The organism is Synechococcus sp. CS-1333 (assembly GCF_025128015.1).
Taxonomy (GTDB): Bacteria; Cyanobacteriota; Cyanobacteriia; order PCC-6307; family Cyanobiaceae; genus MW101C3.
Genome location: NZ_JAHLYO010000011.1, coordinates 78,961 through 103,146 on the forward strand (window position 1 = coordinate 78,961; position 24,186 = coordinate 103,146).

General features: G+C 66.8%; 20 protein-coding genes. 11 read left to right on the top strand and 9 right to left on the bottom strand.

Going from position 1 to position 24,186, the window contains the following annotated elements; all coding sequences use genetic code 11:
* Nucleotides 1-5: 5 nt before the first annotated feature.
* From KQ303_RS03500 to KQ303_RS03510, 3 genes are read right to left on the bottom strand one after another with little or no spacing between them, the layout of a single operon-like run.
* Nucleotides 6-2,969, bottom strand: a complete 2,964-nt coding sequence (locus KQ303_RS03500) for an ATP-binding cassette domain-containing protein (protein ID WP_259729158.1) — start codon at nt 2,967-2,969, stop codon at nt 6-8.
* On the bottom strand, nt 2,969-3,763 hold the full coding sequence (locus KQ303_RS03505; RefSeq protein WP_259729159.1) for a peptidylprolyl isomerase: 795 nt from the start codon (nt 3,761-3,763) through the stop codon (nt 2,969-2,971). The genes KQ303_RS03500 and KQ303_RS03505 overlap by 1 nt, the downstream gene beginning before the upstream one ends.
* Nucleotides 3,760-4,728 carry a tetratricopeptide repeat protein gene (locus KQ303_RS03510; RefSeq protein ID WP_259729160.1) on the bottom strand — a complete coding sequence of 323 codons (969 nt, stop codon included), beginning with the start codon at nt 4,726-4,728 and terminating at the stop codon, nt 3,760-3,762. Before KQ303_RS03510 ends, KQ303_RS03505 begins: the two co-directional genes overlap by 4 nt.
* 50 nt (nt 4,729-4,778) lie before the next feature.
* Between KQ303_RS03510 and KQ303_RS03515 the strand changes: the two genes are divergently transcribed.
* Together KQ303_RS03515 and KQ303_RS03520 are read left to right on the top strand one after the other, a co-directional pair.
* Entirely contained in the window at nt 4,779-7,316 is a 2,538-nt protein-coding gene (locus KQ303_RS03515; RefSeq protein WP_259729161.1) for a glycosyltransferase, read from the top strand.
* A 10-nt stretch (nt 7,317-7,326) separates the two neighbouring features.
* The gene (locus tag KQ303_RS03520) at nt 7,327-8,394 is read left to right on the top strand and encodes a sulfotransferase (protein ID WP_259729162.1); all 1,068 of its coding nucleotides are present in this window, start codon (nt 7,327-7,329) and stop codon (nt 8,392-8,394) included.
* 215 nt (nt 8,395-8,609) lie between these two features.
* Here the strand turns inward: KQ303_RS03520 and KQ303_RS03525 are convergent, their stop codons facing one another.
* The gene (locus tag KQ303_RS03525) at nt 8,610-9,467 is read right to left on the bottom strand and encodes a hypothetical protein (protein WP_259729163.1); all 858 of its coding nucleotides are present in this window, start codon (nt 9,465-9,467) and stop codon (nt 8,610-8,612) included.
* Between the two features lie 203 nt (nt 9,468-9,670).
* Here KQ303_RS03525 and KQ303_RS03530 point away from each other — a divergent pair, with 203 nt between their 5' ends.
* Together KQ303_RS03530 and KQ303_RS03535 are read left to right on the top strand one after the other, a co-directional pair.
* Complete coding sequence (locus tag KQ303_RS03530) at nt 9,671-10,903, top strand: sulfotransferase family protein (RefSeq protein WP_259729164.1); 1,233 nt, start codon at nt 9,671-9,673, stop codon at nt 10,901-10,903.
* Nucleotides 10,903-11,109: a hypothetical protein gene (locus KQ303_RS03535; protein ID WP_259729165.1), complete on the top strand. Its 207-nt coding sequence runs from the start codon at nt 10,903-10,905 to the stop codon at nt 11,107-11,109. Before KQ303_RS03530 ends, KQ303_RS03535 begins: the two co-directional genes overlap by 1 nt.
* On the opposite strand, the gene KQ303_RS03540 is transcribed toward KQ303_RS03535, so the two are convergent.
* The 4 genes from KQ303_RS03540 to KQ303_RS03555 form a co-directional block, all read right to left on the bottom strand.
* On the bottom strand, nt 11,090-11,893 hold the full coding sequence (locus tag KQ303_RS03540; protein WP_259729166.1) for a hypothetical protein: 804 nt from the start codon (nt 11,891-11,893) through the stop codon (nt 11,090-11,092). The two genes, KQ303_RS03535 and KQ303_RS03540, sit on opposite strands and share 20 nt — an antisense overlap.
* On the bottom strand, nt 11,890-14,406 hold the full coding sequence (locus tag KQ303_RS03545) for a glycosyltransferase (RefSeq protein ID WP_259729167.1): 2,517 nt from the start codon (nt 14,404-14,406) through the stop codon (nt 11,890-11,892). Before KQ303_RS03545 ends, KQ303_RS03540 begins: the two co-directional genes overlap by 4 nt.
* 93 nt (nt 14,407-14,499) lie before the next feature.
* Nucleotides 14,500-15,417: a calcium-binding protein gene (locus tag KQ303_RS03550; RefSeq protein ID WP_259729168.1), complete on the bottom strand. Its 918-nt coding sequence runs from the start codon at nt 15,415-15,417 to the stop codon at nt 14,500-14,502.
* A gap of 158 nt (nt 15,418-15,575) precedes the next feature.
* Entirely contained in the window at nt 15,576-16,847 is a 1,272-nt protein-coding gene (locus KQ303_RS03555; RefSeq protein WP_259729169.1) for a hypothetical protein, read from the bottom strand.
* 238 nt (nt 16,848-17,085) lie between these two features.
* Here KQ303_RS03555 and KQ303_RS03560 point away from each other — a divergent pair, with 238 nt between their 5' ends.
* The 7 genes from KQ303_RS03560 to KQ303_RS03590 all read left to right on the top strand — a co-directional run bounded on the left by KQ303_RS03560 (nt 17,086) and on the right by KQ303_RS03590 (nt 23,680).
* Nucleotides 17,086-18,087: a Hint domain-containing protein gene (locus KQ303_RS03560; RefSeq protein ID WP_259729170.1), complete on the top strand. Its 1,002-nt coding sequence runs from the start codon at nt 17,086-17,088 to the stop codon at nt 18,085-18,087.
* Between the two features lie 39 nt (nt 18,088-18,126).
* Entirely contained in the window at nt 18,127-19,440 is a 1,314-nt protein-coding gene (locus KQ303_RS03565; protein ID WP_259729171.1) for a hypothetical protein, read from the top strand.
* A 51-nt stretch (nt 19,441-19,491) separates the two neighbouring features.
* Nucleotides 19,492-20,529, top strand: coding sequence for a glycosyltransferase family A protein (locus tag KQ303_RS03570; protein WP_259729172.1), 1,038 nt, complete (start codon nt 19,492-19,494; stop codon nt 20,527-20,529).
* A gap of 48 nt (nt 20,530-20,577) precedes the next feature.
* A complete protein-coding gene (locus KQ303_RS03575) occupies nt 20,578-22,431 on the top strand; it encodes a heparinase II/III-family protein (RefSeq protein ID WP_259729173.1) in 1,854 nt (617 codons plus the stop codon).
* Between the two features lie 165 nt (nt 22,432-22,596).
* Nucleotides 22,597-22,815: a helix-turn-helix domain-containing protein gene (locus KQ303_RS03580; protein WP_259729174.1), complete on the top strand. Its 219-nt coding sequence runs from the start codon at nt 22,597-22,599 to the stop codon at nt 22,813-22,815.
* 263 nt (nt 22,816-23,078) lie between these two features.
* On the top strand, nt 23,079-23,273 hold the full coding sequence (locus tag KQ303_RS03585) for a type II toxin-antitoxin system VapB family antitoxin (RefSeq protein ID WP_259729175.1): 195 nt from the start codon (nt 23,079-23,081) through the stop codon (nt 23,271-23,273).
* Nucleotides 23,270-23,680: a type II toxin-antitoxin system VapC family toxin gene (locus KQ303_RS03590; protein WP_259729176.1), complete on the top strand. Its 411-nt coding sequence runs from the start codon at nt 23,270-23,272 to the stop codon at nt 23,678-23,680. The genes KQ303_RS03585 and KQ303_RS03590 overlap by 4 nt, the downstream gene beginning before the upstream one ends.
* 92 nt (nt 23,681-23,772) lie before the next feature.
* Here the strand turns inward: KQ303_RS03590 and KQ303_RS03595 are convergent, their stop codons facing one another.
* A complete protein-coding gene (locus KQ303_RS03595; protein ID WP_259729177.1) occupies nt 23,773-24,183 on the bottom strand; it encodes a type II toxin-antitoxin system VapC family toxin in 411 nt (136 codons plus the stop codon).
* Nucleotides 24,184-24,186 lie beyond the last annotated feature (3 nt).

The following is a 24,186-nucleotide window of genomic DNA, read 5'->3' on the forward strand; positions in this document are numbered from 1 at the left end:
TGGGTTCAGGCCTGGCTGCCCTGGTTGGAATCGAAGGGAATCCCCACCTGCTGGTAGTAGAGGGTGGCGTAGGAGCCAGCGAGGCGCATCAGATCGTCGTGGCGGCCATCCTCAATGATCTGGCCCCTGTCCATGAAAAGGATGCGGTCAGCCTCGCCCAGGGTAGTGAGCCTGTGGGTGATGAACAGCACGGTGGTGCCTTGGAACCGTTGCCGCAGCCTGGCGAACACCTGCCGCTCGGTCTCAGCGTCAAGGGCGGAGGTGGCCTCATCGAGGATCAGCAACGTGGGGTTCTGCAACACCATGCGGGCCAGGCAGAGCCGCTGGCGCTGGCCACCGCTCACGCCGGCGCCACGCTCGCCCAGCCGGGTGGCATAGCCATTCGGCAGGGCGCAAATGAACTCATGGGCGGCGGCAACGTTCGCGGCGGCGACCACGGCCTCCATGTCGGCATCCGGGCTGTTGAGGCAGAGGTTTTCGAGCACGGTGCCCTCGAACAGCAGGCCGTCCTGGGGCACGTAGCCCACCTGGGTGCGCAGGCTGGCGAGCTGAACCTTGCCCACATCCATGCCATCGAGGAACACCTTGCCCTGCTGGGGAAGGTAGAGGCGATCAATCAGCTGCACCAGGGTGCTCTTGCCGCTGCCGCTGAGGCCCACGATGCCCACGAACTGGCCCGCCTTCACGCTCAGATCAAGGCCATCGAGCAGGTAAGGGGTGCGGGTGCCGTAGCGGAACGACACCTGCTCAAAGCGGAGGTCGCCACGCAGGGGAGGCAGCGGTTGCTGCTGCTGGTCTTCAGGGCCGGCCTCCGGCATGCTCTCCATCACTTCGCTGATCGCGGCCAGGGAGATCTGCAACTCCTGAATTCCCTGCCAGAGCCCACCAAGCCGCACCATCGAGCTCACCAACCGACTGGAGAGGATGCGGATCGCGAAGAGGGCACCGATGCTGAGGTCGTTGGCCAGGATCATCACGACCGCCACACCCATCAGCACAACATCGGTGAGGTTGCCGACGGTTTTACCTGCCTGATTGAGCAGGGTGGAGAGGCGCGTGAGCTGGTAGCGGGCATTGGTGTAGCGGCGGTAGCGATCGAGCCAGCGCCAGCGGGCCTCCACCTCAAAGTTCTGGCTCTTCACGGTGCGCATGCCCGAGAGCAGCTCCACCAGATAGGAGTTGGCCGAAGCCATGTAGCGGTTGCTGGTCTTGAGGTTGCGGCTGATCAGCGGGCTGCCGATCAGATTGAGGCCGATCATCACCGGCACCACCGCCAGGGTGAGGTACGTGATGGTGGGGCTGATGAAAAAGAGAACCACCAGCACCACCAGGCCGAGCACCAGGTCGAGGCCAACGCCGAGCACCTGATCCACCACGAAGCGGCGGATCGAATACAGCTGGTTCACGTTGTAGAGAATGGCGCCCACCTGGCGGCTCTCGAAATAAGGCAGGGGCAGGCGCAGCAGATGCTCCACCACCGACGATCCCAGGCGAACATCGACCCGATCGGAGAGATCAGCGGTGACCAGGGCCCGCACGCCGCCAATCACGGCGTTCACCAGCGTGGCGGTGACCAGTACAAAAAGGATGGGCGCCAGCAGTGTTGGATTGTTGCGGGCGACCACCACATCGATCACCAGCATCACACTGAGCGGCAGCACCATGTCGAGCAACTGGTAAACCAGGCCCGAGAACACCACCATGGTGAGCATGCCGGGATAGCGGGAAAAGGCACTGAGGAACCAGCCCAGGCCAGCCTTTTCCACCACATCACGGCCGGCCCTGCCCTCGCGCACCACCAGCACATCGAGGCCTTCGGGGCAGCGCTTCTCCAGCTCGGCCAGGCTGAGCCGCACCGGCCCGCGGCGGGGATCACCGATCAGCACGCCGCTGCCGCGGCCGGCCAGCAGCAGCAACACGAACTGGCCGTCGAAATCCAGCACCGCCGGGGGCTCCAGCCGGGCGAGCTCCCAGGCGCGCGCCCGCAGCGGCCGGGTATCGAAGCCGAGGGCTTCCAGCTGCAGCCCCACCTGCGGCAAGCGCAGGGCACCGAGCCGTGCTTCCACATCGCGCAGATTGCGCATCAGCTGCTCGTTGGACAGCACCACCTGCCGCGCCTGGCAGAGCTGCTGGATACAGAGGAAGGCCTGCTCCACCCGATCAGCAGAGGGATTGGTGGTGCTGCGGGCGCCGCTGCCCAGCGGACGGGTGTCCACGAAGCCCAGCTCAAGGGGATCGACGGGCAGCATTGGCGCCCGGTTGGTCAGGGGGACCAGGGCGGAACTGCCCTCCTGGGGCAACTGGGCGTTGAGGGCCGCTTCCGGGATGGCCACCACCCGGGGCGGCAGCTGGTTCACCGCGCCGCGCCAGCCTTCCGAATCCGATTGGAGCCGATCCCCTGGCAGCAGCCCGGCCGGCTGCCGCGGCCCGCTATAGAGAACGAGGTGACCAGGGGGGAGCTGGTCGTTGGGGCCGAGCAGCAGGGCCTCACCCAGCAACTGCTCCAGCCGCGCCTGCGGCCGCTCAGGCCGCAGGCCCTGGGCCTGCCACCACACCTCCATCAGGCTGGCGAGCTCTTCGAGTGAAGGCCGGCCGGCAACGGCCTGGCGCAGGAGCGGCTCCTGCTGCAACAGCCGGACAGCCAGGGCCGCCGGCAGCACCAGCAGGGCGCAGGGTTGAGAGGCGACCAAGCCCAGTTCCGGCTCACCGCGCCACAGGGAGGTCCAGCCCAGCCAACTGCCAGGGCCCACCAGACCGAGGCTGGTGGGTGGCTCCCCCGGCCGCACCTGCAGCCGCCGCAGCCGCCCCTCCACGAGCAGCGCGGCGCCGGGTGGCAGCTGACCGGCCCGCTGGAAGGGCTGGCCCACCCCCAGCTGCAGGATGGAGGCTTCAGCTGCCATCCGGTTGATCAGATCGTCAGGCAGGTCGGCGAGGAGCGCCGAGTTGCGCAGAAGCTGGTCAAAACGCATCAGGGCTGGTCCTCCAGGGAAGGGGAAAGCTGCATCAGCCGCTCACGCAGCTTCTTGAGTTGATCGCGCTGCCAGCGGCTGCGGCATTCCTCCAGGAGCTGGGCCCGGAGGCGGTCGTCGAGCTGAGCGGGTTTGAGCGATTCCACCCGGATCAGATGCACCACCCCGCCGATATCGAGCGGCGGAATCAGTTCACCGGGTTTGTAGCGGCGCACCACCTTCATCAGCAGCGGATTCAGCCGGTTCACCGGCAACGGACCCACCACCCCACGCCGCAGCCGATCGGCTTCGTCGGCATGGCGCTCCACCACTTCATGAAAAGAACATTCCCCGTCTTGCAGCTGAAAGAAAAGCTCAGTGGCCAGGTCGGGATCGCGCACGCGCACCAAGGTGAGCACCACTTCATCAAGCTGACCGCGGCGCTTCAGGAAGAGGCCAGGCACCTCCTGGCTCCAGATCCACTGGCTGGCACGGGCCACCCGGGTGTCGAAGCTGGCCAGGGCTTCCAGCTCTTCCAGCGAAAGCCCGCGGGCCTCGCGCCAGGTCTGCAGGGCGTCGAGGTTGTCGAGGCCACAGCGGCGGGCGTAGCCGAGCAGCAAGGCTTCATCGTCGTCGGCCTCGGCCTCGGGATCGGCCTGCAGCGGCACGGGGGCAGCGGCCAACTCCTCGAGCAGACGCCGCTGGCACCAGGCGCTGAGCAGTTCATGCCGGGCCAGGAACCGCACGGTGGCCTGATCCGGCAGAGGGAGTGTGTTGCCGAGATCCTGCAGCTGGGGCGGCAGCAGGGTGTTCATGGGCTACCGGTGCCGGCGGCGAGCTCCCGGTACACCAGGGCCGCCTGCTGATAGTCACCCCGCCGTTCGAGCAACTCGGCCAGGCGGCGGTTGAGGTCGGGCTCGCGCAGGCGGGTGCGGAGATGCTGAAGCAGGTCGATGGCCGCCGTGTCGTCGCCCATCTCCTCGAGATGTTTGGCCGCCACCACGAGTTTGTCGGGCTGAAGATGATCGGGCTTGATGCGAAAGATGCGCAGCACCAACTGGGCGGCATCGATCGGGCGGCCCAGCTGGGTTTGGGCCACGGCCAGGTTGGTAAGGGCCGCCAACGACTCAGGCGATCCGGGGCGCGTGTGCTGGAGTGAGCTTTCCAGCAGCGGCACCGCCTCCTCGATCCGGCCGGTTTTCAGCAGCACGCCGCCCAGATTCACCAGGCTGCGGAAATGATTGCCGTCGTATTTGAGCGCTTCACGGAAGGCGCGCTCCGCCTCCGCCGGCTGATTTTTCAGCAGGTGGCACATGCCCAGCAGGCTGAAGGAATCAGCACCACGGCCTCCCGCCACAATTAACTGGCGCACTTCCTGCTCAACTTCGGCGGCGTTGGCGCTGCTGAGCTTCTGGCGCAGAGCCGCGAGGGGGTTGTACGAGGGGGGAGCAGGAGGTTGCGGCAGCCCCGGCATGGGCTGGCCGGAAGTGCGATCCGGCAGGGCGAGCTGGGTGTAACCCGCAAGCTGGGCCGCCGCAGGCCCGGCCAGCACACGCAACATCACATAGGCCTGCCGGTAGTGGGAAACGGCGAGATCAGGCCGCCCTTGATCGTTGAGTTCTTCGGCGTAGCGAAACTGCAGCTCCGGGGAGGCGGGCCCGGCGCTGGCCGGGGCATGGGGGGGTGGGGCAGGAGGCTGATCCAGGGAGAATGAACCGCTGGGGCCGGCAGAGCTTTTCTCCCCGCCGAGCATGCGGATCAACGCCGTACGCAAACCCATCAGCCAGCCTCAGCCTGCATTTGCTTCGCCATATGTTGCCACGCGTTTCCGTGATCCTTCCGTTCCGCGATGCGGAACGGTGGCTCCCGGCCTGCCTGGCGTCGCTACGGGGCCAGGAGCTGGCCGACTGGGAACTGGTGGCGGTGGATGACGGCAGCACGGACCACTCGGCCGGCTTGATCGCCGCGTGGTCACGCGGAGGTGTTCAGCCGGTGCGGCTGATCCGCCTGGCGGCGGGGCGAGGGGTGGCCTCGGCCCGCAACATCGGCTGGGCCGCAGCGCGTGCGCCTCTGGTGGCCTTCCTCGATGCCGACGACATCGCCCTGCCCGCCCGGCTCAGCCACCAGGCGGCTCGATTCGAGGCCGACCCCAGTTTGCAGCACCTGCTGTGTGGTTGGCAGCGCCTGGACACCTCGGGCCAGCCCCTGCATGACGTGTGCCCCTGGCAGGAGGGAGCGGGCTGCGAGCTGGAGGCGGCCTTTGAGCACAAGGCCGTTCTGCCGAGCGCCTGGATGCTGCGGCGCTCGCTGCTGGCCAGCAGCGGCGGCTTTGATCCCGCCCTGCGGCACGCGGAGGATGTGGACCTGTTGTTGCGGCTGGCCGCCGACGGCCAGCGCGGCGCCTGGCTGGAGGAGGTGCTCTGCGGCTATCGGGTGCATGGCGGCGCGGCCAGCCGCCAGGCGGCCGATCAGGCCCGTGCGCTCCTGTGGGTGATGAACCGGCGCCTGGAGGCCCTGCCTGCGGGCCATCCGCTGCGGGCCCGGCGCACGGCCCTGCTGTTTGGAACCCGGGCCTGGGCGGGCTGGCACGCCTGGCAGGAACAACAGCCTCAGCTGGCCCTGGAGCTGTGGCGCACCGCCTGGGGCAGCCGCCCGCACGGAGACGCCCACACCTGGCTGCACCTGGCCGAAAACGCGGGACGCAGCTGCGCGCGCATCGGCCGCCAGGTCAGCGCTGAACAGTGGCTGAGCGATCCCACCTGGTACGCCCTGGAAGCGCAGGTGCTGGAGGATCTTGCCCACTCCGGCCGCGGCCGTACAGGCCGCCGGCTGCAGGCCCTGGCCAGCCAGCTGAGGGCTGAACTGGAGAGCAGCGACCCGCTGTGGCGGCCGGAAGCACTGACCCGCTGGTGGCAGACTCTGCCCGCCGGCGCCGACCCGTTGGCCAGCCTGCGGCTTCGGGTGCTGGCCTGGTGCGAGGCGTTGCTGCAGCCGCAGTCCACCGCGGCCGAACTGGCGGAGGAGCTGGCGGAGCTGCTGCGCTGCTGGGCCCTGATCAGCTGGCCGGAAAACGCCGAAACGGCGCGTCAGCGGTTGCAGGAGGTGTTCGAACTGCAACCCGGTGGCGAACTGGCCCGGGCCATCGCGCGGCTGGCAGCCCCCCGCTACCCATGGGGTGCAGCAGCGCTGGAGCAGCTGGCGGCCCACCTGCCCCCCCAGCCCAGCGATGGCGCGGATGCCGCTCGCTTCCGGGGCCTGGCGGCGCCAACACCAGCGGCGGACTGCCGCGGCACCGACTGCCTCCCCTGTGCCCAGACCCTGCAGGAGCAGGGGTGGCGGGAGGAACGCTTCCAGCTGCATGAGCTCCAGCAGGGCCGCGCCTGGTTGCGCCCACCCAGCAGCAACCCCTGGGGCACCACCCACGGACTTGGTGTGGCCGATGGTGCGGGCGAGCTGCTGCCGCAGCTGTGCCGCCGCTATCCCCAGCCCTGGCCCACCTGCCCCAACCCGCCCAGCAGCACCGAGCCACCGCCGGCCGGAGCGCCGCTGGTGGTGGCCGGCACGGTGCTGGCCGTGGTGGACCTCTCCGCCGAGATCCACTACCACTGGCTGCTTGACAGCCTGCCGCGCCTGGGTCTGGCGCTGGCTGGCGCAGAAGGGTGGCCGGCCGCCTGGCACCTCTGGCACAACGGCGGCAGCAGCGAGCGGGTGCGCCGCTGCCTGGTGGACGACCTCGGCATTCCGCCCGAGCTGCTGATCGATGCGCGTGAACATCCCCATCTGCAGGCAGAGCGGCTGTTGGTGCCCGCTGCACTGCACCCATTCGGCTGGCCGTCGCGGCGGGCCCGCGCCTGGCTGCGCCACCGCTACCTACGGCCTGAGCAGCGGGGCCCCCGGGGCGGGGCTGGCCGGCGGCTGTGGCTGGTGCGCGGCCCATCAGGCCGCCGACCGGTGTTCGGGGAGGCGGAGCTGCTGGCCCACCTGGAGCAGGAGGGGTTGGCGCTGGAACCCACGGTGCTGGAAGGGCTGCCGCTGGCGGAACAGGCGGCCCTGATCGCCGACGCCGAACTGCTGGTGCTCGCCCATGGAGCAGCGTTGGCGGGCTTGGCCTTTGCACGGCCGGGCACCCAGGTGCTGGAGCTGCACCAGCCGCGCTATGCCCCTCCCTACGGCCATGCCCTGGCAGCAGCGGGCGCCCTGAAGCTGGTGCGCTGCCTGCAGCCCGCTACCCCACCCAGGCTGTACAGCCAGTTGCTGTTCGAGGCGCCGATCACAGAGCCGATCCTGCTCGATCCAGCCCGTGTGGCGGCCGCCCTGCGACGGATCCAGCAGGACACAGCGACGGATGATCAGGGCCGGCCTGCCTAATCTCGCCGCCATGGTGCAGGCCAAAGCGAACGGGCTCAAGCAGGCGGCGGCGGCACGGATGGAGGGCCGACCCGAGGCTGCGGCTGCCGCCTACCTGCAGGTGCTGGCGCTGGATCCGGCGGACGCCAGCAGCCTGCGGGGCCTGTATTACCTGCAGATCGATGCCTCCGCCCGGCAGGAGCTGTTGCCCCAGCTGCGCCAGCTGATCGAGGCGGCGCCCCCCTATGCCCTTGGCTTGTCGCTGTTGGCCCATTGGCTGCGGGACGACGACCCCGAAGCGGCGATGGCCCTGAACCGCCGGGCCGCCCGCCTGGACCTGCCGTCCTGGCGCCTGGCAGCGGGATCGGGCGGTGGGCTGCCAGAGGTGTTGATCCTCGGCGCTCCCAAGAGCGGCACCACCTCCCTGGCGGCCTACCTGGCCGGTCATCCGCGGGTGTGGCTGCATCCGCTCAAGGAACTGCACTTCTTCGACAACCACTGGCAACGGGGCGAGGCCTGGTACCGGGCCCAGTTTCCGGCGCTGCGCAGCCCGGGGCTGCTGCGGCTGGAAGCCACGCCTGATTATCTGCAGAACCCGGAAACGCCGCAGCGGATGCGAGCCCTGGTGCCGGAAGCGCGGCTGATCGTGCTGCTGCGCGAACCGCTGGATCGGGCACTCAGCTGGCTGCGCCACATGCACAGCCTGATCGGCCTCGCAGGTGACGCCGGAGCCCTGCTGGCGGATGAAGCCGACCGGCTGGAGGCGATGGGAAGGGCGGAACGGGAGACGCTGGGCTGGTTTCGGCCCAATGCGCTGAGCGGCAGCCTCTACGCCGAGCAGCTACGCCGCTGGCAAGCGGCGTGGCCGGCCTCCCAACTGCTGGTGCTGCGCTTCGAAGACCTGGCCCTCCACCCCGAGCGGGTGGTGCACCGCTGCCTGGCCTTCCTCGATCTGAAGCGCGAGGACCTGCCGGCGGGCCGCAGCTATCCGGCGCACAACGTGGGTGTGGTGCCCAGCCAGCCGATCGATCCGGCGCTGGCGCGCCGCTGCCGGGAAGGGGTGCTGGCGGAAGCGCTCGAGCTGTGGACGGCGCTGTGAGGGCGTTGTGAGTGGGAGGCCCAGCGGCGGCGATGGCTGGGTTGCCCTCTCGCTGGAACGAGGAGCTGCAGCAGAGGCAACTGTGACCTGAAACTGAGCGTTATCGGCCTGGACCGCCAGCACCCATCTCCATCCTCGTACCAAGAAAGGCCCTCTCTGGTGAGACTCCCCGAACGATCTTCACTGGAGAGCTTCCAGGGGGATCGCTGATCACCTCATTCGCCGTGATCATCATAAAAGGTATAACGCTCCAGCACTTGCTCCAGCAGGGGGTAATCCGCATGCAGCCACATCAGAAGTGACGGGAAATACTTTTTAATCAATGAAACGCGGCCATGGTGATGCACACCGAATCCATTGGTCACGTAGCTCTGATTCTCCATCCAATGGAATAGATTTTGATTCAGGCGGTTGTCAAGCACCGATGCCTCGGTGAGCCGAGAGGCTGGAGAAAGGCTCGCCATGGCCAGCGGCAAGGCGATCTGATCCAGATAGGGCCAACGTTCGGGCACCCAGGGCAATGCATTGATGGCCAGGCAGATCTTCTCCCACTCCGCCCCCAGGGCAGCGGCATTGGGGGCATGCACCAGCCCGGCGTTGAACCAGGGCGGGCTGGCTTCGCCACTGCCACAGAGCACCTGGAACGAGGGAGGCAGGAGGTTGAAGTGGGCGTAGAGGCGCTCCCAGGGGAAATAGTGCCGACCGTGCTCGGGCGTCGCTGAGGGCACCGTGCGGCCGATTAAGTATGCGGCTGGGATCGAGCGCAGGAAGAACAGGTCAGAATCACACAGCATCACTGGGCGAGACCCGAAGGCCGCCAGCGCCCTCACTTTGTTGAGGATTCGGTAGCCCTTGCCCTCCACCTGCAGATCCCTGAAGGTGAAGGGCACCAGATCCACATCCAGAGCCTCCAGAGTGCCTTCCGGCAAGCCGAGATTGAAAGGAACATCCGAAGGCACCGCGAAAAAGAAGCGCGCCTCTGGAAAGGATTTCCTGGCGATGATCGCGGCAACCATGCAGCCGAGCGAGAGCCGCTCGCCATCTGCCACCATCAGCACATCGATCTGCGCCACTCGAGTGCAATCAAGTTTGGCCTTAGATTAGGCTACGCGATTTTGCCTGCTTTATGGTGGTTGTTTTCACGTGACCATCCTCAACAGCAACTCCAAACCCTTGATTCGAACATTGTGATTTTGCACGGGCTTGAAACCTCTCGCTCTGGAGTCGTTCCTTGTTGAGAGGCCAGCCTGAATCTGAGGCGGATCCCCCTGTGGCCATGCCTTCACCCCCAGCGGCCGATGTGTCCGTGGAGTTGGGGCTGGCCGCGCATCGCCGCATGCTGGAGATCGGTGAAAGCGATAGCGCCGCCGCCGTCACCCATGCGCTGGAGGGGGCGCGAATCTTCCAGGCACTGAGGCAAGAGAACCCCGTGCAGCCCGATTGGGTCTTTGTGCATGAGGAACAGTGCTGCCGCAATGGTGCCATCTGGATCCACCGCCAGGCGCTCGTCGATCCGCAGGCCACCGCGATGGCCCGTGATGGGCTGAAGCTGTTGGCCCGGCTGGAGGAACTCCATCTTGAGCCGATTGCCTGGTTGGCGGCGATGCGTGCCGATCTGATCCGCATCTGCGAGCAAGCTGTTCGAACAGCGGGCGGATCACTGGCGGATGTGCTGCACCTGCACGGCTTCAAGTGTGCCGGATCCACGTTCATCTGGTCGCTGGAGCATGCCAGCAAGGGCGGCGTGGCCTATGTGGAATCGGAGGCCTCGAACCAGCGGCTGGCCTGGGAACGGGTGCGCGATCACTTCGCCACGGTCCCTGCACACCCCCGGCTGATCACCTCCCACCTGATCACGCTTCCGCCGCCGGGGGCCCTGGCGCGACTCAAGGTGGCGTTTCTGCGGGATCCACTGGCCCGGCTCGCCTCGGCATACCGCTTTCAGCTGCACCGGCAGGGCACCATCGCCGCCATGCCCTTCCGGGACTACATCGAGCAGTTCTGTCGCGGTCTGCTGGCCAACTTCCAGACGCGCCACCTCTCCCCGCAAGACCCAGACAACTGGAGGCTGCAACAGGGCTGGGCAGCACGGCCGGAGCTGATCGATCTGGAGCGGCAGGATCTGTTCGTGGGGCTGGTGGAGCGCTACGACGAATCCATCGTGGCGCTGGAGCACGCGCTGGAGCAGCTCGGCTGCCCGCTCGATCTGGCCTATCCCCAGCGGATGAACACCACCGAGGGCATCAACGGCGACGGCGACACCACCTCAGCACCTTCAGAGCGGCTGCTGGAGATCACGGAACTGGACGCGAACCTCTATCGCAGAGCCACAGCCCGGCTCGATGCCCGCCTGGCGGCCATCCCCGATCTCAACGGCCGGTTGGCATCCTTTGCGGAGCGCTGCGACGCCCTGCGCCAGCAGCGACCCGACGTGCGGCTCAAGCCCCGTGACCAGTGGACCATCCTTGGAGCTGAGGGCAAGCTGGGGGCGATTGGCGCGGGGAGCTGATGCCGGCAGAACAATGGATCGCGCAGGCCCGTGAGCATCTGAGCAGCCTCACCCCCGACCTTCAGGGCCAGGTGCTGCGCCAGCAGGCGGCACTGGCGCTGATGCAGGCGGAGCGCGATGGTGCAGCGAGCGAGCAGCTGGAAACCGTGCTGCAGGGATGTGTGCTGCAGCAGATGCAGCAGGCCGTCAAGGAACTGGGGCGCTGAGGCGTTCCAGGTTCTGCCACACATCGAGGGCGGCACGGCCCCGGAACACTGCCAGCTCCAGCGCCTGCCTGGAGGGCTCCGGCAGCTGGGGATCGGCTCCCATGGCAGCGCAGGCTTCCAGCAACACGCCGAGATGCTGGGGATCGGCGAGCGACTCTGGGTGGTTCAACGCCTGCACGCCTTGAAGCAAGCGCTCGCGGATGGCCGGCAGCGCCCAGTTGCGGGACTTGGGTTCAAGCTGCAGCAGGCGTTGCAGCAAGCTGATCGCCCGCCCGCTGGCGGCAGCACCTGGCTGGACCAGCCAGGCAAGCACCGCGTGGCGGCAGATCTGCTCCGCCATCACCTGCTGCTGGTGTGTGTTGTCGCTGGGCAGAGCCTCCAGACGCCGCATCCACTGATCCGCCAGCCAGAGCCGTTCCGTTCTCTGCGGGTCGGCCAGGACCTCCGGCGCTGGTTTGGGGCCGACCTCCCGGACCAGGCGGTGATGCAGGCCGGGCATCAGGCGATGGAGCAGGGCCGCCAGGGCGGTGGGATCGAGGCCAGCGGCAAGGGCTTCGAGCCGGCTGAGCCCGGCATCGATCTCCCCGGCCTCGCAGAGGGCTTCAACACGGCGCAGCTCATGGGCCTGCAGGGCCTGCTCGAGGGCCTCGCGTTCGCGAACAGCGGCGGCGGGCAGGCCACGCAGCAGCTCGCGCCAGAGGCTGGCGAGGGGCTCGGCCGGCAGTGGCAGCGCGAGCAGTTGATCGAGCGGGATCCATACACCCGCCTGTGCGCCAGGGTTCATTGGAGGTTGTAGAAGCTGAGCAGGCCTTCAGGACCGGCGCCCAGGGGGAGCGGCCAGTGGTCCTCCGGCAGAGGCCTGGGCACCGGAGCCACAGGCAGGCCCACAGCGCGCAAGGCCTCCGCCAGGTGTTCACGCACCACGTCGGCGCCCCAGCCGGCTTCGAGGTGGGCGGTGGCTGCCTCCACCTGGCGCTCCCACAGCTCGGCGGAGGAATGCAGAGCCAGCACATCGCTCGCGAAGGCCTCGGCATCCTCGGCCAGCAGGGCCGTGAGGCCATGGCGCAGCCCCAGCCCCTCGGCCGCCACACCGGTGGCCACCAGCGGCAAGCCTGCTGCCATGGCGGTGAGCATCTTGCCCTTCACGCCGGCACCAAAACGCAGGGGCGCCACGCACACCCTCAGGCGGCTGAGCAGGGGCCCCAGATCGGCCACATAGCCATGCACCGTGACACCCTCGCCGGCGAGGGCCTGAATGGCGGCGGGGGGATTGGCGCCCACCACATGGAAATGGGGCACGGCGGCATCACCAGCCAGGTGACGCAACACGGGCAGCACCTCCTGCACGTACCAGAGCACGGCATCGGCGTTGGGGGGGTGGCCAAAGCCACCGAGAAACAGCACCCCCTGCCGCTCGTGAAAGGAGCTGGGCAGGGCTTCACGGCGCACACGGGGCGGCAGCACGAAGCCGGCGGCACGGGGGCTGAGCCGCTCCACGGCCTGACGGCGCTCCTCTTCGCTGAGGTAGAGCACGGCATCGACGATGTCGAGGATGCGCTTCTCGCAGGCGCGCATGCGATCGATCGCTTCGCGACTGATCGCCTCGGGCTGCACGGCGAGCTGCCGCTCCATGCGCAGGTGGTGCAGATCGTGGGTGTAGTAGAGGAGGCGCGCCAGCGGAGCGTGGGTCTTGATGGCTTCCAGCCAGCGGTCGGCCACTTCGGGCCGGGCGATCAGGATCGCCTCATAGTGATCGCCGCGTTCTTCGAGCAGCTGGGTTACGGAGGGCACCCAGGGGTGCACCAGCACTTCCACACCAAGGCGCTGGAGTGGGGTGCCGTAGTCGGGCTGCCAGAGCAGGTTGTCGGTGGGGAGATAGCTCACATCCCAGCCGAGGGCGAGCAGATCGGTGAGCAGGTGAAGGATGTAGAGGGAGCCGGCGTCGCGATCGGGCGTGGGCAGGCTGGCCTCCATCACCAGGATGCGGCCCACCCGGCCGCGGTTGCGTTCGTGCCAGACGGCCGTGCCGTTTTCGGCATGGCTCTGCAGGCGCCGTTCCCACTTGCTGCGGAACAAGCGGGCGTTGCGTTCCTGAAAGCGCTTGGGGCCACTGTCGTGGTCGCGGCCACTGGAGAGGCCTTCGTAGTGGATCACGCGGGCAAGGGGCTGCATGAGCACGCGGTAGCCGAGATCCCGCACCGCCATGGCCAGGTCGGTGTCCTCGTAGTAGGCGGGGGCATAGCGGCTGTCGAAGCCGCCGATGCGGCGAAACAGCTCGGTGCGCATCAACAGGCAGGCACCGGACACGTAGTCGACGTCGCGGCAGAAGCCGTAGGAGGGGTCGGTGGGATCGCCATCGCGGCCGTAGTTCCAGGCGCTGCCATCCCGCCAGACGATGCCACCGGCTTCCTGCAGCCGGCCATCCGGGTAGAGCAGCATGGGGCCCACCAGGCCAGCATCGGGAAAGCCTTCCAGGCTGCCGATCAGTTCGTCCAACCAGCCGGAGGTCACAACGGTGTCGTTGTTGAGAAAGCAGAGCAGTTCGCCGGTGGCGTTGGCGGCACCGCTGTTGCAGGTGCGCAGATAGCCGAGGTTGTCGGGCTGGCGCAGCATGCGCAGGTGCTTGCTGTCGAGTTCGGCCACCAGGGCGACCAGCTGATCGATGGAACCGGCGGGGGAGGCGTCGTCGAGGAGGAGGATCTCGAGGTTGGCCGGTGGATCGGGCCGGCGCAGCTGCTCCTGCACCAGGCTTTCGAGGCAGCGCAGGGTGACGGCCTCCTGGCCGAACAGCGGCAGCACCACACTCACGGTGGGAGCGGGCTTGAGCCGTTGCAACAGCAGCGGCCAGAGGGTGCGAAGGCGGGCCACGCTGGCTTCAGCGGCGGGCGGCTGGAAGCGACCATCGGCGAAGGGCCGGCCTTCCAGGGGGTGCGGCGCCAGCACGGGACGGGGCCGCTCGGCGAGCCAGCAGGCGTAGCGCTGCCAGAGGCGGGTGAGCGCCTGGCTGGGAGGCAGGGGCTCCAGCTGGCGGTGGAGTTCAAGGCAATCGTGAAAGAGGGTGGCCGGATCCTCGGCACAGAGCTGGCGGGCCATGGCGAGGCCTGCCAGCCGCGGCGTGATGGGGCGCCAGGACACCTGAAGCGGTGAGCCAGGCCGATCCGGCACAACGGCTTGCACCCCGAGGGGCTGATCCGCCAACGGCAGCACCACCATCCCCGAACAGGAAGCCTCAGCAAGACGCACGTGATGCTGCGCCTTGCTGCCGTCGTTCAGGTTGAAGCTGAGCTGCAGCGGCAAGCCAAAAGTGGGTGCAGCTGCCCGGATCTCAAGGGAAAACCAGCGGGCTGAGGGAGGGCTAACCAAAGGGCCGCAAACCGGCTGATTCGGCTATCAAACCACGAAGAGAATGTCGTCCTGCTGCCAGAGATAGCCGTTGCCAGCCACCACTTGAGTGGTGTTGCCGTCGACGGTGACCGAAAGGGTGGAGGTGTTGAAGCCAGCGAATGCGCTGAAGTCGGATTCATCAATAGGACCAACAGCACCAACAGCAGAAGCGTCGAAGGCCAGCCTGTCGTCGCTAAAGGTAAAGTCGCTGACGGTGTCGACGTCGCCGCCGCCGAGCTGATCGGAGGTGTAATAGAGGGTGTCGTTGCCACCGATACCCAAGCTGACGAAGTCAGACCCTGAACCACCGCGGACGAGATCGTTGCCACCGAAGCCGTAGAGCTGGTCATCACCGGAGCCGCCGCGGATGAAGTCGGAGCCGCTGCCGCCGTAGATGGTGTCGTTGCCGGTGCCGCCGTGGGCGTAGTTCTGGAAGTCGGTGCCGAGCTGGCCACCACCAGCCGCGTCAAGGATGGAGGTTGTCGTGCCGATCTCGTTGCCGGCAGTGGTCTTGTTCAGATCAACCTTGACGTTGGGGTTATTGGAATCGCTGCCAGCGCCGAAATCGCCAAGGCTGATCACCTTGGGGCTGTCAATCACACCAATTTCCTGCCGAGCTTCAACAATGTTGCCGCTGCCCTGCACCTGCACATTGGTGGCGCCGGCACCAAGGATGAGGGTATTGCTCTCGCCCGTCAGAAGAATTTCGTTCGTTTCGCCGGTGGGAACTGGGATGGTCGCCCACGTTGCGCCAACACCACCAACTTCAACAGGGCCGTTGGTTCCGTCAACCAGGGTGCGCTCCCCGACAAAATCATCAATAGTGTCTGGATTGACTGGCTCCAAGGGGAGTATTCCCCCTCCCTCTTCATCGAGCGGCCTCGTGCCAAAGATGCTTGAGGGAGGAGGCGCAATGAAGGACATGGCTAGGAACGGACCAACTCGATAGGTACATCTTACGCCATGCGCACATGCCGATAGCTGTATCGCTTACAACTTTTTTGATCCGGAAATGGTATTAAGGATTGCACTTGAGAATCAAAAGCATGTGCTGGACATGCTCCACGCTCGTATAGGTTCAGTCACAACTGGCTTGAAGCGAGCAGCTGCCAGCCGCCCAGGGAGGCCACAGCGCTGAAGCCCGGCGGCTCCACCAGCCCCACGGGCGTGAGCAGATGGGCCACCTTCGGCCAGAGGAGGCCCAGGGCTGTAGGGAACTTGCTGCCGCTGGGCCGCTGGATCACCAGCAGCGCCACGGCTTGGTTTGCGTCAGCAGCCAGTTGGCGCAGCAGAGGGGAGGATTGTTCGCTGCGGCTGCGCAGACCCGCCGTTGCCAGTGCCTCCGCCATCAACAGGGGCTCACGGCTCGCCACCGGTTGCACCTCAAGGCCCTCGGGCAACAGTTCCTGGGCCAGGCACCAGTGCAGGGCGCCGGTGGGATGGCCGTGCAACACCACCACCAAGCCATCGCGCGGGAACAGGTGGCGCAACCGCAGCCGCTCGCCCAGGGGCAGATCGGCCGTCGGTGCGTCCGCCGCCGTGCGGTGGTTCAGGCGCTGGCGCTGGGCGTTGTCCTGCAGATCCTGCCGAAGCGCCGGATCGCTCGGCAGCCCCTGGGGGTCGGCTGTGAGCAGGTCGTAGCTGCGCCAGCTGCCCCCGGCCAGCAGGATGCGGGCGCGCAGGTTGCGCCCCCAATCGCTGGTGGGATCACGGGCGAGGCCCTGCTGCACCGCTTCGAAGGCCTCATCGAGCACGCCCTGCTGCAACAACAGGCGGGCCAGCAGAAACCAGGGCCGCGGCTGGTTGCGCTGCTTGCTGAGGCTGGTGCAGAGCCAGCGCTCGGCTTCCCACCACTGCTCCAACTGCAGCAAGGCGGAGGCGATGGCGTTGCAGTGATCCGGCTGGAGGCCACCGGCCACGGCCTGCCGCTGCAACAACTCCACGGCGGCAGCACCATCGCCTGCCGCCAGCAGGGCCCGAGCCCAGGCCGCCACCTGTGAGGCCGCGGGTAACTTGAGCTGCAGCGCCAGCACCTGGCGGGCCGCCGCCACGGGATCGACCGGAAGCTGCCCATCCGGTTCAGGCCCAAAGCGCACCAGCTCCTGGCGGACCTCGGCGATGGCCGCAGCAAGCTGGGGTGGAGGCGGTGGCAGCAGGGCCCAGGTGCGCCAGCGGGCGGCGTAGGCGGTGAGGCCCAGCCCAAGCAGGACATCCGCCACCTGTTCACAGACCTCGCTGAGCGGATCGGGGGCCTGATCAGGTGGCTGATCGATGGGCTGTGCGTTGCCCTGGCCAGCCTGGGGGGCCGCAACCGCCTGATCGAGGCGGTGGAGCAAGTGCTCGAGCTCAAGCATGCTGAAAACCCTAGGGGCCAGCAGCCGGGCTGGCATTGGCCCCCGATCGGCGCAGCTGACACCGCCGATCGGGGGCCAGGCGCGCCATCAACGGGAGGAGCGAGCCGAACAAGACAGCAAAACCAATAGCCAGCCAGTAGCACGGAACATCAACGAAGTCAACTTAGGTTAACTTTTTTAAAGAATTCTTGCGGGAACTTGGAGGCCGGGTAGCTTTGCGAAATCTAACTTTGACATTATGGCAAAGACTAAAGAAACTAAAGAAATTCAAGAGACGTACAGCTTTTTCTACCAGATCAACTTCACTAATGAGAGTGGAGATTCGTTCACGGTAGAATCCAGACTGGGAAAAGAGATCCAGCTTGATGAGCCAAAAAAATCTAATAATGGCAAACTCACCATTGGAGAGACGGTGACTCCCAGCGACGGGAAGGAAAGCTATACTTATACAGGATATTCCTATGAAGGCTATCCTATTTTTGTGCTCGATGTGCCTGGCTCCGAAGGCGGCAAACCCTCTAAAGGCGCACCTGAAGGCCTGGATCCTGGTCGCACCTATGTTCTTGCTACGAACGACGAACTCGTACAATTCAAAGTTGAATACAAGACATCTTCATCGACAGAGCCTCTGGTTCTGTGCCTCGTTGAGGGCGCAAGTGTGCGGCTTGCGGATGGCAGCAGCAAGGATGTAGCGGCCTTGGAGGTGGGCGATGAGGTGCTTACGCCATCGGGCACTCATGCCGTGCGCTTTGTAGGGCAAACCACCCGCACGCTGTGGCAATTGCGCTCCACTGGCCGCATGCCGATCTTCATCGAAGCCGGAGCGTTGGGGAGTATGGGGCCGGAGCAAGCGATTCATTGCACCCCCAGCCACGCCTTCTTGATTGAAGGGTGCCTGGTGGAAGCTCAAGGGCTGATCAATGGCCGCACGATCCGCCAACTTGAGCAGTGGCATGCCGGCACGGTGACGTACTACTCGATTGAGCTGGAGCGCCACGCACTGGTGTGGGCCAACGGCCTGCTGTGCGAAACCTATTTCGCAACGGCGCGCGGCAATCAGTTCAGCCGTGAGAGCTGGGACAACTTCTCCGCTTATCAGGCGCTGTATGGCAACGGCGCGGCGATGGTGGAGCTGGCGCTGCCGCGGATTCCGTTCGCACGCCAGCTGCCTGTGGAGATCCGCCAGCGGTTGGTCGCTGGTGCTCCCAGCCGTTCAGAGAAGGCACTGGCCCTGCGCTAAGCCCTGATCGATCGCTATCCATGGCGTTGTGGTGACCCTGTGGTAGGCGATCAAGCCGCGCTGCTGAACGATCTGCAGCAAGCGTCGGCGAAGCTGCTGCCGGAGGCAGACGCCCTGCTGGCGCGTTACTGCGCCCTACCGGCGGCCGAGGGCGCCGATCCGCTCGGCAAGCTCTGGCAGGCGGCGGAGCTGGCCCAACGGCGGGGCCGCCTCACGGTGGCGATGGGGCTGTTGCGCACGATCGATGCGTTGAGTGTTGCCGAGCAGCTCACGCCATTGCGCCGCCGGGCACTGGAGCGGGCAGAGCGGCTCGCCTATCTGCAGGCCGATCTGGAAGCAGCGGGGCAGTTGCGGGAACGGCTGCGGCAACTGCTGGCCGCCAGCAACCACCCCGACGACCACGCCCAGGTGAAGAGCGAACCGCTGCGCCAGTGGCGGCTGGAGCTGGCGGCCGACCAACAGGCCCTGCGCGCGCTGCGGGCGCTGGAGCAGCAGGACCACGACCCTGCCACGGCGGTGCGTCAACTGGCGGCGCTGGTGCAGCGCCATCCCCAGGCCACCGCGGTGGCCTTTGTGCTGCAGCAGCGGCTGCGGCACGTACTGATGGAGGAGGCCGCACCGCCATTGCCAGCAACGGCCGGCAGGATCCCCGCCAAGCTCTGGCTGCTGCGCCGCTACCCGGGCAGCAACGCCGAACTGGAGGCGCTGGAAGGCCACTGGCGCCAGCAACTGCCGGACTGGGAGCTGGCATGGCTGGATCACAACGCTGTGGAGGAAGCGGCGCAGGTTGAGGTGCCGCCGTTGGTTCGGGCGGCCTGCCACGGCGTGAACGACCCGGCGGTACGGGGCGATCTGCTGCGGCTGGCGATGCTGTGGCTGCATGGCGGCGTGGCACCGGAGTGGAACACGCGCCCACTGCAACCGCTCACGCCGCTGCTTGATGGGGCGGAGCTGCTGCTCTGCCAAGACGATGATCTGGGCATCAGCCTGGAGCTGGTGGCTGCCGCGCCGCAGCATCCGTGGGTAGGGGCGGCACTGGAGCAGGCCTGCCTCCAGGCGCTCGACGGGCAGGCCTACAGCCGCTGGGACCTCACCGGCGCCTGCCTGCTGAGCGGGGTTTTCGCCCGCTGGGCCGCGCCGACACTGGCCCAGGGGGCGCTGCCGGCAGGCCTGCAGTTGGTGCCGCTGCCATCGCTGCGCCGCCAGCTGGCGCTGGGGGTGGCGCTGCCCCGGCCGGTGGGGCTGCCGGAAGAGGAACCGGTGACGCAGCTGTTCCACCACCGACGGCGCCGGCAGGCCCGCCGCTGGCTGGAGCAGGGTGAGGCTGCGCCTGAGGAACGCCAGGCCTGCTAGGGCTGGAGAGCTCCCATAGGCTGGCGTTGTGCCGTGCCGGGGGCCAGCGCGATGACCCAGCAGGCCTCCGGGCAGACCCGCGACCACGGGGCCAGCCACGCCGAAGAGCAAGCGGCGGCGTTGCAGGTGGTGCGGCTCAACCTGGCGGCGGCACTGGAGGTGTTGAACATCCCCCATCCGCAGCTGCGCCCCCCCGCCGTGGTGGGTCCACCGGTGACGCTGACGGCGATCAGCGGCAGACTGGCCAGCCTGCCGGCGGTACTGGCCTCGCTGCGGCAGCAGACCTACCAGCCCGCCCGGGTGCACCTGCACCTGTCGCACGAGCCGCATCTGCTCGATCAGGGGGTGGCCGGCGACGAGCCGGTGTTGCGGGAGCTCACGGCGGATGGCTGGGTGCAACTGCACTGGGTGCCCAACCTGGGGCCCTACCGCAAGATCGCGCCCTTCCTGCAGGCCGGTGGCTACGGGCAGGCCAGCAGCTCCGGCGCGGCCGAGGCAGGGAACGACGATGACCTGTTCATCACGGTGGACGACGACACGCTCTACCCGCCGCGGTTCATCGAATATCTGGTGCGCAACCACGCCCGCCATGGCTGCGTGGTTGCGCACCGCGGCCGGCGCATCCGGCTGTTGGAAGGGGCACTGGGCGAAGCGTTGAGCGGCGGCCCATTCCGGCCCTACAGCGAATGGCACGACGGCGTGCGGGAGCCACGGCTGGCCAACCTGCCCACCGGCCAGAGCGGGGTGCTGTACCGGCGCCGCTGGTTTCCCGAGGATCTTGAACTGGAGGCCGCGCTGGCGCTGGCCCCCACGCACGACGACCTGTGGCTGCGCTGGCTGACGGCACGCCAGGGGGTGCAGGCGGTGATTTTGCAGCCGAATGCCGCCGCGAAGACCGACGAACTGGCGTTTCCGCCGGCAAGCCCGGAGCCGCTGGCCCAGGAGCAGACGCTGTGGCATGCCTTCAACGGGCCGAAAGGCGGCAATGACCATGCGGCACTGGCGGTGCAGGCCTACTGGCAGGCGCGCGGTTTTGACCTGGCGGCGCTGCTGGCGGAGGAGATGGAGCGGGAGGCGGATTTTTATTGAGGGCTGATGGCCTGAGGATTGGGATCTCTCACAACCGTTCAATCGTCATTGGCTTTGCCGTCGTCACAGGCCCTGCTGCCCGCGTGGGGTGATGCCCGTTGGCAGGCTGCCGCCCACACCCCCTACGGCCATGCCCTAGTGGCTGAACTCAAAGCGCTGGAGGTGGCTGACTGCCGCGCGCCATTGCCATTGCTGACGGCCGAGCTCTACAGCCAGGTGCATCGCAGCGGCGAGCGGCTGCCGTTTGAGCGGGTGTGGCAGGAGCGGCGGCGGCGGCTGGCGCGGGCCGCGGTGCGGTTGCTGCTGGATCCTGAGGCCACTGTCAACCCAGGGGGCACGTGGTGGGGCCAGCTGTTGGCGGCGATTCAGGAGCTGCTGGCTGAGCCCTCCTGGGCCTGGCCGGCCCACGTGCGTGATCCGAGCGGGATCGATGCCGGGGTGATCGATCTGTTCGCCGCAGAAACGGCCAATCTCTGCGGCGAGCTGGTGAGCTTGTTCGGCCACTGGCTGCCGCCGGCCTGGGTGGCTCAGATGCGTGAGCGGGTGCTGGCGGAAATGGTGGGCTCATTTCTGGCCAAACCCGAGGCCAGTTTCTGGACGACCCAGGCCAGCAACTGGAACGCGGTGTGCCATCAGGGGCTGCTGGGGGCGGCACTGGCACTGGCGCCGGAAGCGCCATGGCTGCAGGAATTGGTGGACGCCAGCCAACGGAATCTGCAGGTGTTTCTCGAAGGCTTCAGTGCTGAGGGCAGTTGCCTGGAGGGGATCACTTACTGGGAATACGGCTTCGGCTGGTTTGCCCTGCTCAATGAGCAGCTGGAGCGTTGGAGTGACGGTGAGCAGAGCCTGGTGTCCGGGCAGGACGATCGCACCCGGGCGATCGCCTGCTTCGGGCCGGCGATGCTGCTGCGCGGCGGCCAGATGGTGAATGTGGCTGACAGCCGGCTCGGCATGCCGCCCCGAGCGAGTTTGCTGATGCTGCTGGGACGGCGGCTGGATCTAGCGGAGTGCACCCAGGCGGGAGTGCGGCTCTACCAGCAAGCTCTCAACGGGCGATTCGATGTGCAACATCAGCGTTGCGATCTCTTCTATCTTACACGCATGCTGCTGGAGGCCCCCAGTGCGGACGTGCAGGCCACGGCCACGGAACCGGCGTGCGGCGACTGGATCGACAGCGACGCCGGCCTGGTGGTGGTAAGACGGCTGGACAGCCAGGGCTGCTGCTGGGAACTGGCGGTGAAGGGGGGCCACAACGATGAACCGCACAACCACAACGACTGCGGCAGTTTCCTGCTCAATGTGGATGGCGAGCGGCTGGCGATTGAACTGGGAGCACCGGAATACACCGCCGACACCTTCGGCCCAAAGCGCTACACACTGCTGGCCACCCGCAGCAGCGGCCACTCCGTGCCGATCGTGAACGGCCACGAACAAGCGGCGGGGCGCGCCTATGCCGCCCAGCTACTGGCAGTGGAGACCGGCGCCAGCCTGGTGCGGGTGCAGCTGGACCTCACCCGCGCCTACCCGACAGCAGCGGGACATCAGAGGTTGTTGCGCACGATCGTGCTCGACTGCGCTGCAGGGTGCCTCAAGGTGGAGGACGCGCTGTGGGGAAACGCTGGGATCGAGCTGGAGAGCGTGCTGATCACCGACAGCGATGACCCTGAAGCTCTGGGGATTGAGCCCTTGGCGAGCAGCGCGCTGCAGCGCAAGGAGTGCGTGCGGTTTCGGGATAACCGTGGCGAGGAGGTAAGCGCCTACCGCTGGTATTGGACGCCATCCACTGCTGAGCCCAGCACCGAAGCAGACAAACCGCTGCTAGCGGGTTACAGGATCAGCCCCAAGCTCAAGCATGGTGTGGATGTGGGCGTGGCCAATGGGATCGAGCAGACCACTCTCTGAGCCTCGACACCGAAAGGCAGTGAGCTGGCGGTCTTCGATGGCCTGAATTGGGGCCGCCAATGGCACGAACAGACCGTACGCATCCCCTGCAGGGGATTAACTGCATTTACGCCCCACAGGGGATGGGTTGAATTCATTCCTTGTGGGGGATGCGATTTGTGGCACGTGGTACGCCTTCCGGCGCAGCTGGGCGTTGCGCTGCGCAGTCGCCGGAAGGAGCTGGGGCTTTCCCAGGCGGAGGCGGCCGCGCGAGGAGGCCTGCAGCAGAAAACGGTGTCCTCCCTGGAGAACGACCCCCAGCGCTGCACGATCCACAGCCTTTACCGCCTGCTGGCTGCGTTGGGGGTCGAACTGGTGCTCCAGCCCCGTGAGCTGCCGTGCTGATGGGCGAAAGCGCTAAGCCTTGCCGTCGGTGGCGTCGTGGTCAGGCGCAATGGTGAGGAAGCGGCTGAAAGCCCCCATCCCGGTGGCTAGAGCATCCGCTCGTGGCTCATAGCCATGTGCTTTTGGCCTCGGCGTTGCGGATGTTGATGGCCACGGCTGGAGGCGCGTAGACAGAGCTGTATCCGTGTGGCCCGCCGGGCGAGTGAGCGCATCACTGGCGACATCAGATGACGCTTAGATTGATTCCTGCAATGGGCGGGACCATGCGCACCACAGTGACGCTCGACGATGAACTACTGGCCAGAGCAGAGCAGCTGTGCGGCCACCTGGAACGCAGTGGCTTGCTCAAGGAGGCCCTGCGTGCCCTGGTGCAGCGGGAAAGCGCGAAACGCCTGGCCGCACTTGGCGGCAGTGAACCGGCTCTGGAGCCGATCCCCCGTCGCCGGAGCGCCGCTTGATCCTCGTCGACACCTCCGTGTGGGTGGAGCATCTGCGCCATGGACTGACCCGCCTCGACACGCTCCTGCAGGAGGGCGAGGTACTGATCCATCCCTGGGTGATCGGCGAACTGGCGTGCGGCCAGCTGCGCAACCGTCGTGACGTGCTCGAGCTGTTGCAGGGCCTGCCAGCGGCAGTGGTGGCCAGTGATGCGGAGGTGCTGCTGCTGATCGAGCGCAACCAGCTGATGGGTCGGGGGATCGGCTATGTCGATGCTCACCTGCTGGCGTCCGCCAGGTTGAGCCATTGCCGCCTGTGGTCCCTAGACCGGCGCCTGGCCGCACTGGCCCAGGAACAGGGGCTGGCGGATTCAGCGCACCCCTTCCAGAGCGGTCAACCTGTTGACAGAGAGGCTGATCAGGAGTGAGCGGAATGAGCCTCAGGATTGAGATGGCCTGATCTCTTCCATCAGCACAGCCTGTGAACGGCTGGGTGGGTGACAGGGTCCGCTCGGTAGCTTCAGCGATCTGTTTCGAAGGGATTGAGTAGTGGCACCTCAAACGTTTGAAAATCTGCCCCATTGCGGGTCACCACGGTGAGGTGGTTCACCTTGGCGATGGCGGCGATCATCGCGTCTTCATAGAGGGTGTTGGATTGGCGATGCATCAGCCGGGCCCAGCAGCGAAAGGCTGATCCATCCATCGGCAAAACGTTGTAGCTGAGGCTCACCAGATCCAGCCAGGCTTCGAGCTCGCTGGCTTTGCCAGGGTCTTGCTCACGGGTGATCTCAATACCTGCCTGGATTTCGCCCAGGGTCACCGTGGCCAGATGCAGGTTGGCGTCGTCTACGCCATCGAGCCAAGCCAATACCGCGCCATGGGGGCGTGGTTTGCGCAACTCTGAAACCACGTTGGTGTGGAGGAGATACATCGC